12 protein-coding genes are annotated in these 12,281 nt (G+C 71.6%); 6 read left to right on the top strand and 6 right to left on the bottom strand.

All coding sequences use genetic code 11. The features are described from left to right. Nucleotides 1-11: 11 nt before the first annotated feature. Both CLT74_RS07340 and CLT74_RS07335 read right to left on the bottom strand, forming a co-directional pair. Nucleotides 12-1,034: an iron chelate uptake ABC transporter family permease subunit gene (locus CLT74_RS07340; RefSeq protein ID WP_099845870.1), complete on the bottom strand. Its 1,023-nt coding sequence runs from the start codon at nucleotides 1,032-1,034 to the stop codon at nucleotides 12-14. Then, nucleotides 1,031-1,987, bottom strand: coding sequence for an iron ABC transporter permease (locus tag CLT74_RS07335; RefSeq protein ID WP_486582090.1), 957 nt, complete (start codon nucleotides 1,985-1,987; stop codon nucleotides 1,031-1,033). Before CLT74_RS07335 ends, CLT74_RS07340 begins: the two co-directional genes overlap by 4 nt. A gap of 225 nt (nucleotides 1,988-2,212) precedes the next feature. Between CLT74_RS07335 and CLT74_RS07330 the strand changes: the two genes are divergently transcribed. After that, entirely contained in the window at nucleotides 2,213-3,241 is a 1,029-nt protein-coding gene (locus CLT74_RS07330; protein WP_099845868.1) for an ABC transporter substrate-binding protein, read from the top strand. On the opposite strand, the gene CLT74_RS30415 is transcribed toward CLT74_RS07330, so the two are convergent. Then, nucleotides 3,234-3,383 carry a hypothetical protein gene (locus tag CLT74_RS30415; protein WP_158240224.1) on the bottom strand — a complete coding sequence of 50 codons (150 nt, stop codon included), beginning with the start codon at nucleotides 3,381-3,383 and terminating at the stop codon, nucleotides 3,234-3,236. The genes CLT74_RS07330 and CLT74_RS30415 overlap by 8 nt on opposite strands. A gap of 4 nt (nucleotides 3,384-3,387) precedes the next feature. Between CLT74_RS30415 and CLT74_RS07325 the strand changes: the two genes are divergently transcribed. The 5 genes from CLT74_RS07325 (at nucleotide 3,388) to CLT74_RS30710 (ending at nucleotide 8,926) form a co-directional block, all read left to right on the top strand. Beyond that, the gene (locus CLT74_RS07325) at nucleotides 3,388-4,938 is read left to right on the top strand and encodes a pyridoxal phosphate-dependent decarboxylase family protein (RefSeq protein ID WP_099845867.1); all 1,551 of its coding nucleotides are present in this window, start codon (nucleotides 3,388-3,390) and stop codon (nucleotides 4,936-4,938) included. A gap of 35 nt (nucleotides 4,939-4,973) precedes the next feature. Beyond that, nucleotides 4,974-6,254: a SidA/IucD/PvdA family monooxygenase gene (locus tag CLT74_RS07320; protein WP_099851495.1), complete on the top strand. Its 1,281-nt coding sequence runs from the start codon at nucleotides 4,974-4,976 to the stop codon at nucleotides 6,252-6,254. Then, entirely contained in the window at nucleotides 6,251-6,829 is a 579-nt protein-coding gene (locus tag CLT74_RS07315; RefSeq protein ID WP_099845866.1) for a GNAT family N-acetyltransferase, read from the top strand. Before CLT74_RS07320 ends, CLT74_RS07315 begins: the two co-directional genes overlap by 4 nt. Then, nucleotides 6,826-8,685 (top strand): IucA/IucC family protein, encoded by a 1,860-nt coding sequence (locus CLT74_RS07310; protein WP_099845865.1) that lies wholly within the window; start codon nucleotides 6,826-6,828, stop codon nucleotides 8,683-8,685. The genes CLT74_RS07315 and CLT74_RS07310 overlap by 4 nt, the downstream gene beginning before the upstream one ends. An 85-nt stretch (nucleotides 8,686-8,770) precedes the next feature. Beyond that, on the top strand, nucleotides 8,771-8,926 hold the full coding sequence (locus CLT74_RS30710) for a hypothetical protein (protein ID WP_199172131.1): 156 nt from the start codon (nucleotides 8,771-8,773) through the stop codon (nucleotides 8,924-8,926). Between the two features lie 96 nt (nucleotides 8,927-9,022). Here the strand turns inward: CLT74_RS30710 and CLT74_RS07305 are convergent, their stop codons facing one another. The 3 genes from CLT74_RS07305 to CLT74_RS07295 all read right to left on the bottom strand — a co-directional run bounded on the left by CLT74_RS07305 (nucleotide 9,023) and on the right by CLT74_RS07295 (nucleotide 12,279). Further along, nucleotides 9,023-10,060 carry an aminoglycoside phosphotransferase family protein gene (locus tag CLT74_RS07305; protein ID WP_099845864.1) on the bottom strand — a complete coding sequence of 346 codons (1,038 nt, stop codon included), beginning with the start codon at nucleotides 10,058-10,060 and terminating at the stop codon, nucleotides 9,023-9,025. A 79-nt stretch (nucleotides 10,061-10,139) separates the two neighbouring features. Next, nucleotides 10,140-11,363 (bottom strand): hypothetical protein, encoded by a 1,224-nt coding sequence (locus CLT74_RS07300; RefSeq protein WP_143697100.1) that lies wholly within the window; start codon nucleotides 11,361-11,363, stop codon nucleotides 10,140-10,142. A gap of 61 nt (nucleotides 11,364-11,424) precedes the next feature. Further along, nucleotides 11,425-12,279 (bottom strand): phosphotransferase, encoded by an 855-nt coding sequence (locus CLT74_RS07295; RefSeq protein ID WP_099845862.1) that lies wholly within the window; start codon nucleotides 12,277-12,279, stop codon nucleotides 11,425-11,427. Between the last annotated feature and the right edge of the window lie 2 nt (nucleotides 12,280-12,281).

Raw genomic sequence — 12,281 nt, 5'->3', positions numbered from 1 at the left:
TGTCGGTCTCGTCACAGCCGACCTGCCCGGCGCTCGGTGGCCAGCAGCCACACCAGGTAGCCACCGCCGATCACGCCGGTCACCACTCCGACCGGGAGCTGGCCGGGAAGGGCTCGCAGCGCGACCTGATCGGCGACGACGGTGATCAGCGCGCCGATGACCGCCGCCGGCAGCAGGGTGACCCCCGGTGACCGGGTGAGCCGTCGGGCCAGGTGCGGGGCGGTGAGCGCGACGAACGGCACCGGGCCGGCGGCGGCTGCGGACAGGGCCACCAGCAGCACGGCCCCGGCGAGCAGCAGCATCCGGGTCCGCTGCACGCTCACGCCCAGCCCGCTGGCGGCGTCGTCGCCCAGCTCGGTCATCCGCAGTGCCGGAGCGCAGGCGAGCAGCGCCGGCATCAGCACCGCGAGGGCGGCCAGCAGCGGTACCGCGTCGGACCAGCCGCGACCGTCGAGGCTGCCGGTGAGCCAGAGCATCGCCCGGGAGGCGCTCATCAGCGGCACCCGGGTCATCAGGTAGCCGTTGACGCCGGTGAGGATTGCCGACACACCGATGCCGACCAGCACCAGCCGGTAGCCGTGCACGCCCCGCCGCCACGCGATCAGGTAGATGAGCAGGCCGGTGACGATGCCGCCGAGGGCCGCGGCGCCGGCGAGGGCGGTGCTGCCACCTCCGACGGCGACCACGACGAGCGCACCGGTGGCCGAACCCTGGGTGAAGCCGAGCACGTCCGGGCTGCCCAGTGGGTTGCGGACCAGTGACTGGAAGACCGCCCCGGCCAGGCCGAGCGCGGTGCCCACGGCCAGGCCGGTGGCCAGTCGGGGCAGCCGCAGCTGGGTGACGATGAACTCTTCGGCGGGGGTGCCGCCGCCGGTCAACGTGCGCAGGACGTCGGCGGGCGACATCGGGTACTCGCCGTGTCCGACGGCCAGTACCCCGACGGTTAGGGTGAGCAGCAGGCAGACCGTGCCGACGGCGAGCACGCGTGGCTGCAACCGGACCGAGAGCCGGCCGGGCGTGCGGATCACGATCATGAGCGGGCCGTCCTCGTCCGGAGCACCAGGGCCAGGAACAGCGGGCCGCCGACCACCGCGGTGATCAGGCCGACCTGGAGTTCGCCGGGCCGGCCGAGGACCCGGCCAAGCACGTCGGAACCGAGCAGCAGCACCGGGGCGAGCAGCGCGCAGTAGGGCAGCAGCCAGCGCAGGTCGGGGCCGGTGAGGGCGCGGACCAGGTGCGGCACGAGCAGCCCGACGAAGACGATCGGGCCGCAGGCGGCGGTGGCGGCCCCGCAGAGCAGCGTGATGGCGATGATCACAGCGGCCCGGGTCACGGCGGGGCGGGCTCCCAGGGCCTGCGCCGCGTCGTCGCCGAGGGCGAGCGCGTTGAGCGGGCGGGCGGCGGCCAGCGCGACGAGCAGGCCGACGGCGATGAACGGCAGCACCCGCAGCACGGTGCCGGTGTCGGCACTGGCCAGTGACCCGACGGTCCAGAAGCGCAGCCGTTCCAGGCCGGCCGCGTCGAGCAGCATCACCGCGCTGACGTACGAGTACAGCGCCGCGTTGAGCGCCGCGCCGGCCAGGGCCAGGCGGGCCGGGGTGGCCGCCCGCCCGCCGCCGACGGCGTACACCCCGACGGTCACGACGGCGGCGCCGAGCAGCGCGAACCACACCTGGCCGGTGCCGCCACCGAGGCCGAACAGGGCGGTGGCGGTGGCGATGGCGGCGGACGCGCCGGCGTTGATACCGAGCAGCCCGGGGTCGGCGAGCGGATTGCGGGTCAGCGCCTGCATCGCCGCGCCGGCCACGCCGAGCGCGGCGCCGGCCACGAGTCCCAGCAGCGTACGGGGCAGCCGCAGCTCCCGCACCACCGCGTACTCGGCGGCGTCACGGTCGGTCAGGGCGTGCCAGACCTCGCCCGGGGGGATCGGCTTGGCGCCCACGGCCATGCTGAGCACCGCGACGGTGAGCAGGGTCAGCGCGGCCATGAGGAGACCACTGGCGCGCAGGGCGGTACGGCGATGCCGGGGTGGTGCGGTCGACCGGGTCGGCGTCTCGTGGGGTGGCGACTCGATGACGGACAGTGTGAACTCCAGTGTGGTGCGAAACGCCGTCGGGACTTGACAGGAGCCGAGTCTAGGCAGGAAGTTAGGTTAGGTTAGCCTAACCCCCGGCTGTCCATGGTCCGAGACCCTGATCGAAAGACGACACGAATGTCTGAGCACCTCTCCACCCGCCGCCTCTCCCGCCGGGGGCTGCTCGCCGTCGGCGGTGCCGCCGTGGCCGCCGCACTCGTCGGCTGCGGCCGTGACGACAACGCCGGAGCCAGCACCGACAACGCCTCCGGTCCCTGGTCGTTCACCGACGACCGCCCCGAGAAGGTCACCGCCGACGCCCGACCCGAGCGGGTGGTCGCCTTCACCGGCTCCGCTGCGGCCCTGGTCGACTTCGGACTCGGCCGCGAGGTGGTCGGCGTGTTCGGCGAGACGCGGAAGGCCGACGGCAGTGTCGAGCCGCAGGCCGGCGACCTGGACGTGGAGAGCGTGGAGATCCTCGGCAACGTCTGGGGAGAGTTCAGCGTCGAGAAGTACGCCGCCCTGCGTCCGGAGCTGCTGGTCACCCACATGTACGACCCGGGCGCCTACTGGTACGTCCCCGACGAGAGCAAGGACAAGATCCTGCCGCTGGCCCCGGTGGTGACCATCACCACCGCCCGGGTGCCGATGACCAAGCCGATCGAACGGTACGCCCAACTCGCCGAGTCCCTCGGCGCCGACCTGTCGGCACCGAAGGTCACCGACGCCAAGGCCCGGTTCGAGGCCGCCGCCGAGGCGGTGCGCCAGGCCGCCGCGGCCAACCCGGGCATCAAGGTGATGGCCGCCTCCGGCAGCCCCGACCTGTTCTACGTCTCCAACCCCAAGGTCAGCACCGACCTGATGTACTTCGCCGAACTCGGCGTCGACATCGTGGTGCCGACCAAGCTGGAAGCCGGCGACTACTTCGAGGCGCTCAGCTGGGAGAACACCGGCAAGTTCCCGGCCGACCTGATCCTGCTCGACAACCGCAGCACCGCCCTGCAACCCACCGACCTGGCCGCCAAGCCCACCTGGAAGCAACTGCCCGCCGTGCAGGCCGGGCAGGTCACGCCCTGGGACGCGGTGCCCCGCTTCTCGTACGCCGGCGCGGCTCCGCTGCTGGAGAACCTCGCCAAGGCGATCCAGGGAGCGAAGAAGCTCACCTGACGCCGCCGGGCGGCCGGCCGCGGGTGACCACCGCACCGGCCGCCCCGCCACCGCCCTCCCAGGAACCGCAGTGCCCGCCGCCCACCTGCCGCGCGGCGGGTTCCGGCTGCCCGAAAACCGAACCGCCGAGCGTGGAGGACACGTCGATGACCCTGCCGGTGCACACCGCCGAGGCAATGCCGACCCACCCGCAGCCCGGGGCGACACCAGCCCGGGCGCACCTGCTCAGCGCCGAGACAGTCGAGCGGTACCGCCGCGCGGTGGCCGCCGGCACCGACCGGGTGGCCCGTCGGGTGGCCGAAGCGACCGGGCCCTTCACCGGCGTACGCCCGGACGAACTCGCCCCGCAGGTGGAGGCGATCGACCTGGACCGGCCGTTGGGCGACACCACCGCCGCGCTCGACGAACTGGAGGACGTCTACCTGCGCGACGCGGTCTGGTTCCATCACCCGCGCTACCTGGCCCACCTCAACTGTCCGGTGGTGATCCCGGCGCTGCTCGGCGAGGCCGTCCTCAGTGCGGTGAACTCCTCGATGGACACCTGGGACCAGAGCGCCGGCGGCACCCTCATCGAACGCCGGCTCATCGAGTGGACCGCCGACCGGATCGGCCTCGGCCCGGCCGCCGACGGAGTGTTCACCAGCGGCGGCACCCAGTCCAACCTGCACGCCCTGCTGCTGGCCCGGGAGGAGGCGCTGGCCGCCGCCACGCCCGCCGACCGGCGGATCATGCTGCCCCAGCTACGGATCATCGCCTCGGCTGCCGGCCACTTCAGCGTGCAGAAGGCGGCCAAGCTGCTCGGCCTGGCACCGGACGCGGTAGTGGTGGTGGAGACCGGCCCCGACCGGCGGATGCGTCCCGGCGCGGTCCGGCACGAGATCGCCCGCTGCCGGCGGGCCGGCCTGACCGTCATGGCGGTGGTGGCCACCGCCGGCACCACCGACTTCGGCACCATCGACCCGCTCGACGAGATCGCCGAGGTGTGCGCCACCTCCGGCGTGTGGCTGCACGTCGACGCCGCGTACGGCTGCGGGCTGCTGGTCTCGCCGACCCGCCGGCACCTGCTCGACGGCATCGAACGCGCCGACTCGGTCACCGTCGACTACCACAAGTCGTTCTTCCAGCCGGTCAGCTCCAGCGCGCTTGTGGTCCGCGACCGGCGGACCCTGCGGCACGCCACCTGGCATGCCGACTACCTCAATCCGGCCCGGATGGTCGCCCAGCGCATCCCCAACCAGGTCGACAAGAGCCTGCAGACCACCCGCCGGTTCGACGCGCTCAAGCTCTGGCTGACCCTGCGGGTGATGGGGCCCGACGCCGTGGGTGAACTCTTCGACGAGGTGTGCGACCGGGCCGCGCAGGCGTGGCAGTTGGTCGCTGCCGATCCGCGCTTCGAGGTGCTGACCCGCTCGCAGTTGAGCACCGTGGTGTTCCGCTGGCGACCCACCGGGCCGGGCCGGGAACTGGCCGACGCGGCCAACCTGCGGGCCCGCGAGGCGCTGGCCGCCTCCGGTCTCGCCGTGGTCGCCGGCACCCGGGTCGACGGCCGGCAGTACCTCAAGTTCACAGTCCTCAATCCGGCCACCACCGCCGACGACGTCGCCTACGTGCTGGACCTGATCGCCGAGCACGCCGGCCGGTACGTGCACGAGCACGCCGGCACGGCCGCCGCCGATCTGACCTGCCCGGTCGGCTGACCATGCCACCCGCGAACCCGAGCCTGGAGGGCCGGATGTCCAACCACGACTTCATCGGGATCGGCCTCGGGCCGTACAACCTCGGCCTGGCCTGCCTGACCGCCCCCATCGCCGACCTCGACGGCCTCTTCCTGGAGGCCCGTGACGACGTCTCCTGGCACCCCGGCATGCTGCTGGAGTCGTCCCGGTTGCAGACGCCGTTCCTGGCCGACCTGGTCACCCTCGCCGACCCCACCTCGCCGTTCTCCTTCCTCAGCTACCTCAAGGAGATCGGCCGGCTCTACCCCTTCTACATCCGGGAGAGCTTCTTCCCGCTGCGGGTGGAGTACGACGCGTACTGCCGCTGGGCCGCCGCCAAGCTGCCCAACCTGCGGTTCGGGCACCAGGTCACCACCGTCGAGTACGACCCGGCCGACGACCGGTACGTGGTGAGCGCCACCGTCGACGGCGAGACCGTCACCCACCGGGCCCGGCACCTGGTGCTCGGCACCGGCACCCCGCCCCACCTGCCGGACGCCTGCGCCGGCCTGACCTCCGGCGCGGTGCACAACTCGCGGTACCTGGAACACCGGGACGCGTTGCGGGCCAAGCGGAGCATCACCATCGTCGGTAGTGGGCAGAGCGCCGCCGAGATCTACCACGACCTGCTCAGCGACATCGGCACCCATGGCTACCAGCTGAACTGGGTGACCCGCTCGCCACGCTTCTTCCCGCTGGAGTACACGAAGCTCACCCTGGAGATGACGTCGCCGGACTACGTGGACTACTTCCACGCGCTGCCCGAGCCGACCCGGTACCGGCTGGAGGCCGAGCAGAAGGGGCTGTTCAAGGGGATCTCCGCCGACCTGGTCAACGACATCTACGACCTGCTCTACGCCTCCAGCGTCGACGGCCCGGTGAACACCCGGCTGCTGACGAACACCGAGCTGACCGAGGTGACCCACGACGAGAGCACCGGCGTGCACACCCTCCGTCTGCGCCACGTCGAGCAGGAACGTGACTTCACAGTGGACACCGAGGGGCTGGTGCTGGCCACCGGCTACCGGTACGAGGTGCCGGCGTTCCTGGAGCCGATCCGGCACCTGCTGCGCTTCGACGACCACGGCCGGCTCGACGTCGCCCGCAACTACAGCGTGGACACCACCGGGCGTGGCGTGTTCCTCCAGAACGGCGGCACCCACACGCACAGCATCACCTCGCCCGATCTCGGCATGGGCCCGTACCGCAACAGCTGGATCATCCGCGAGATGCTCGGCCGCGAGCCGTACCCGATCGAGAAGTCGATCACCTTCCAGGACTTCGGGGTGACCGGGTGAGCCAGTTCGCGTACACCCGGCACGATCGGCGACTCGGCGAGTTCGCCCTGCGTACGCTCGACGTGGCCGCCGACGCGCCGCTGCTGCACCGGTGGGTGACCCATCCCAAGGCGGCGTTCTGGCTGATGCAGGACGCCGACGTCGACGCCGTGGCCGTCGAGTACCAGCGCATCGCCGAGCACCCGCACCACGAGGCGTACCTCGGCCTGTGGCGCGGCGAGCCGGCCTTCCTGGCCGAACGGTACGACCCGGCACACGTCGAACTGGTGGGCCTGCACGACACGCGGCCCGGTGACGTGGGGATGCACTTCCTCTGCGCACCCACCGACACCCCTGTCGCCGGCTTCACCCGGGCCGTCATCACCACGGTGATGGCCTGGCTCTTCGCCGACCCCGCCACCGAGCGGGTGGTGGTCGAGCCGGACGTGCGCAACACCGCAGTGCACGCGCTCAACGCGGTTGTCGGCTTCGAGGTGGTCGGACCGATCACCAAGCCGGAGAAGACCGCCCTGTTGAGCATCTGCACCCGGCAGCGGTTCCTGGCCGCCACCCGACACGAAGGAGTACCGGCATGACCTCGCGCGACGATCCATCCGCTGGTTCGCGACTGCGGGACTCCGCTTCGCTGCATTCCTCGCGCTCACCTGTCGCCCACCTGCGCCCGGAGACCTGGGAACGGGCCAACCGACTGCTGGTGCGCAAGGCGCTCGCCGAATTCACCCACGAGCGTCTGCTCACCCCCGAGCCGGACGGCGCGCCAGCCGACCCCACCGGCCGGCGGTGGTACGCCGTCACCGCCGCCTCGGGCGCGGTCCGGTACCGGTTCGCGGCCCGGGTGATGACGCTTGAGCACTGGGACATCGACCCGGAGAGCATCACCCGACACCGCGACGGCGAGCAGCTGCCGCTGGACGCGGTCGACTTCTGCCTCGACCTGCGCGACGCGCTCGGCCTCACCGACCGGATCCTGCCGGTCTACCTTGAGGAGATCAGCTCCACCCTCGCCGGCATCGCGTACAAGCTTGACCGGGCGCTGCCCAGCGCGGCGAAACTTGTCGAGGCCGACTTCCAGACCATCGAGACGTCGATGACCGAGGGGCACCCCTGCTTCGTGGCCAACAACGGCCGGCTCGGGTTCGGCGTCGACGAGTACCACAGGTACGCCCCGGAGGCCGCCCAACCGGTACGGCTGATCTGGCTCGCCGCCCACCGCGACCACGCCACCTTCACCAGCGCCGCCGACCTGGACCAGGAGACGCTGCTGCGCACCGAACTCGGCGAGGCGACCCTCGCCCGGTTCGCCGGGACCATGACCGAGTTGGGCCTGGACCTCGCCGACTACCACCTGATCCCGGTGCACCCCTGGCAGTGGTGGAACAAGCTGTCGGTCACCTTCGCCGGCGAGGTGGCGCGGCGCCGGCTGGTCTGCCTCGGTGAAGGCCCCGACGAGTACCTCGCCCAGCAGTCCATCCGCACCTTCTTCAACGTCAGCAAGCCCGAGCGGCACTACGTCAAGACCGCGCTGTCGGTACTGAACATGGGCTTCATGCGGGGCCTGTCGGCCGCGTACATGGAGGCCACCCCGGCCATCAACGACTGGCTGGCCGAGCTGATCGACGGCGACGAGGTGTTCCGGGCCACCGGTCTGACGATCATCCGGGAGCGGGCCGCCGTCGGCTACCGGCACCGCCAGTACGAGGCGGCCACCGACCGCTACTCGCCGTACCGCAAGATGCTTGCCGCGCTCTGGCGGGAGAGCCCGGTGCCTGACCTGGCTCCCGGTCAGCGCCTGGCCACCATGGCTTCGCTGCTGCACGTCGACGCCGACGGGCGGTCCTTCGCCGCCGAGCTGATCGCCGCCTCCGGCCTGGCGCCGGCAGCCTGGCTGCGCCGCTACCTGAACGCCTACCTGACCCCGCTGCTGCACGCCTTCTACGCCTACGACCTGGCGTTCATGCCGCACGGCGAGAACGTCATCCTGGTGCTCCGCGAGGGGGTCGTCGAGCGGGCGATCTTCAAGGACATCGCCGAGGAGATCGTGGTGATGAGCGCCGAAGCCCCGCTGCCCCCGGCGGTGGAGCGGATCCGGGCCGACATCCCGGAGGACATGAAGCTCCTGTCGATCTTCACCGACGTCTTCGACTGCTTCTTCCGGTTCCTCGGCGCGACGCTCGCCGATCAGGGCGTCATCGGCGAGGAGGAGTTCTGGCGGACCGTGGCCGGCTGCGCCACCGAGTACGCCAGCCGGGTACCGCACCTGGCCGACCGGCTGGCCCGCTACGACCTGTTCGCCCCGGAGTTCGCGCTGTCCTGTCTCAACCGGCTCCAACTGCGCGACAACCAGCAGATGGTCGACCTGGCCGACCCCTCCGCCGCGCTGCAACTGGTAGGTGCGCTCACCAACCCGCTGGCCCGGTTCGCACCGTCCTGAGCCTCGGCGTACCCCGGTGGCCGCGAACGAGGCACCGCATCACGACACGCGTCGACCGACGTCAAGATCGAGCTAGGCTGTGAAGATGGCATCCATCGTGCAGCGGATCATGTCGTTCCTCAACAGCCCCAAGGGCCGCCAGGTTGTTGATCGGGGACGGCGCGAGTTGGCGAAACCTGGTAACCAGGAGAAGCTCCGGCGGCTCATGGCAAGGGGAAAGGGCAGCGGTCGCCGGCCCTGAACGGGCAGCGCGCCCCTGACTCGATGATCCTGCAATATCCGGGCCGCCCCACCTGGCTGACCTTTCGCCGCGCCCTGCGACTGGTCGGCTCGGTGCTCACTGCGCGGCCAGTTCGACCAGGTCGCGGTCGAGCAGTTCGGCCAGCAGGGTGTGCCGGCCGGGGTCGTTCTCCGGCGTGATGCCCCGGCTGGGCATCTCCACGGTCATCAGCAGGTGCAGGTGCATCCGGTACAGCGCCAGCCGGCGGCGAACCCCGTCGTCGAAGACCAGCGGCACGCCGGTGGCCTCGGCGTACCCGCGCAGGAACGGATGCCTCGGTTCGTCCTCGGCGCGGCGGAACAGCAGCGGAGACACCAGATCGAGCAGCGGATCCCCGTAGAGGAACCGCTCGCCGTCGACCAGGCCACACATCCGGTACGCCCCGTCGGCGTCCCACTTGGCGAGCACGTTGCCGTCCCAGCAGTCGAAGTGCAGCAGCGCCGGCCGACGAACCGTGTCGAGCACCTCGCTGTGCCGGGCCACCAGGGCCCGCAGCCGCTGCGGCGGCACCGGCAACACCACCTGCCAGTCGGCCGCGTCGGTGAGCAGGTCGTCGATGATCGCGGTGAACGCGGCCGACCAGGTCGGTCCGCCGGTGCGGCCGGCGTCGTAGCCGAACCGGTCGCCGGTGATCCGGTGCAGGGCGGCCGTCGCCGCGCCCAGGTCGGCGCGGACCGGCCCGTCGTCACCGTCCAGGTCGGGCAGGGCCCGGCCGGGCAGCCGTCCGGTGACCAGCCACTCGCCAAGCCGTCGATCTCGGCCGTGGTGCAGCACCGGCGGCACCGGCACCTGTGGTGCCCGCTCGGCGACCAGCCGGAAATAGCGGGCCTCGGCGGCGAGCAGGTCGGTCTCGTAGCGCAGCAGCCGTGCGGTGGGCGGCGGGGCGACCTTCAGCACCACGTCCCGGTGACCTGGCGGCGTGCGGCCCGCCCCCGGCCGGTCGTCGTCGAGGCGGACCCACCACACCGCGGCGAAGCCGCCACCGGACAACGGCCCGCAGTCGGCCACCCGCCGATCCGGGCCGAAGGACGATCGTACGAAGTCGACCACGTCGTCGGGGGAGAGGACCCGTTGCGTTGGACTGACCGGCGCCACCCGGACAGCGTAGGTTGCGGCCCGTCCGCTGTCCGTCCCGTCCCCGCCGGCCGACGACCGAGGCAGTCCTCGAAGGCGGTCAGTGGCGTGATTCGGTCGACGGGGCCGGCGCGTACTCGAGCACGACCGCCCTCAGGTAACGCGGGTCGCTGGGGAGATCGGCCGCACCCACCGCGAACATCAGCGGGTTGCCCGGGATGCTGTCGAGCCCGTGCAGGCTCATGCCGATCGCGTCCGGCGGTTGCGGCACCGGGACGCGGGCCCACCCGCCCGCGCGGTAGGTGACGAGCGACGCGCTCGGCGTCGGCGAGTTGTCGATCATCCACGGTCGTCCGGCCAGGTCGGGGACCAGGTCGGGCAGCGCGCCACCTTGCCCGTATCTGAGCAGTTCGAACGATCCACCGCTCGCGCGCACGGCCAACCCACCGTCGCCGACCGCCCACAGCTCGCTAGCAGATCGACCCGCGAGCGCGCCGAACGAGGACTCCTCCTCGTTGACGCCCACCTGGACCGTGCGCCAGGCTGAGCCGTTCCAGTGGAAGAGCAACGGGCCCTTGAATCCCTGCCACGCGCCGTTGCCCGCGGCCCAGACGTTGTCCGGGCCGAAGGCCTTGATCGCGGTGAAGGTGCAGAAGTTCGGCATCCCACCGAAAGATGTGCCGCCGGTGCGGCATTCGGCGGGCGGCTGGTGTGACCGCCAGGAACGTCCGTCCCACTGCTCGATGATCACATCGCTGAGGTCGTTGCCCACCAACCAGGTCTGTCCGCCGAGGACGGTGAGCCCGGTGATCAGTGCGTGGCCTCCGCTGTCGCCCCGCGCGAACGGCACCTCGCGCCAGGCGCTGCCGTCGTAGTGCAGGACGTGCGTCACCTGCTCCTCCGGGCTGGCGGCGGCCGTGCTGCCCACCGCCCAGACGTTCGAGGGCGAGTCGGCCGCGACGAGGTCGAGCCGACCGTGCCAAGAGATCGCCGGCAGTGGCGCGCGGGCCCAGTTCCTTCCGTCCCACTGAAGGATCACCGGGGTGCCGGTGTCGTTCGGCTGCTCGGGTGAGTATGCCTCGCTGCCGACGGCCCACGCGTGCGTGGCGTCCACCGACACCACGTCCCACAGCACGCTTGTGGGCCCGGCCAGCTCCGGCAGCGTGGCCAGCCGCCAGCTTGGTGCCGGCGGGCTGGTGCCGACGGCTTCGGGAAATCCGCCGGCGGTTGTCACGGAGGGGACCGAGATGTCAGTGCCGGCCGGTCCGCCGGTGCACCCCGACACCACCACGACCACGGCCATCGTCACGGCAATCCTGCGCATGGCACCGATGATCGCATCGCGATGCCACAGCCTCCGCCGGACGAAGACCTGCTCGTTCTGGTCAGCGCCGGACGTCTGCGAGCGACTCGGCGATCATGCGGTGGCCCTGGGCCTCGAATGCCTCGTCGCCCACCCGGTACGCCCATGCCGCAGTGCCGATCGCCTCGCGGACCCGGGTACGGTGCCACGCCTCCGGCTCACGCGGGTCGGGCCCGTACCCGTCGAGAAAGGCTGCCTCAAGCGTCGGATCGCGGCGGAAGTCCTGGACGGCCAGCCGGCCGAGGTCCGTGAACGCCTGCCGCATCGCGGCGCGACCGAAGTCGATGACGCTCACCACGCCGTCGTGGACGAGCCAGTTCCGGGGCTGCCAGTCCCCGTGGGTGGGTACGAGGCGGGCGGGCGGGGTCGGCCACGAGGTGATCTCGGCCCGGAGCCGCCGTACGGTGTGCGCGGGGATCCGGTGTGGTCGGTCCAGCCACGTCAGCGACTTCTCGTTCTCGCGGCGCTCGTGGTTGTCGTCGGTGACGACGACCTGCGCGTGCAACAGCGCCAGCAGCTCACCGGCCTGCCGGAAGATCCGCTGGTCATCGGCGTACCCGCTGCCGAGCACCAGCTCGCCGGGCAGGTGACGGGTGACCAGAAGCTTTGCTTCCGGGTCGCCGTGCACCAGAGCCGGCGCCCGGCCCCGATCGGTCCAGGGACGCAACCAGTTGGCGTGGGCGTCGAGTTCGCGCCGGATGCCGTGGTCCCCGTCGCCGCCGGCTTTGACGATGAACCGCGAGCCGGCCCAGGTCATCTCCAGGACGGTGGTGGCCACCAGCCCCCAACTGTGGTCCGCCTCGACGGTCGCGCCCGGCAGCCACCGCTGCAACAGATCCCGCTGCTGGGGTGTGAGGTTGCCAAGCGCGGAGGCCACGA

This window comes from Verrucosispora sp. CNZ293 (assembly GCF_002754655.1).
This window is presented reverse-complemented; position numbering and strand designations above follow the sequence as displayed.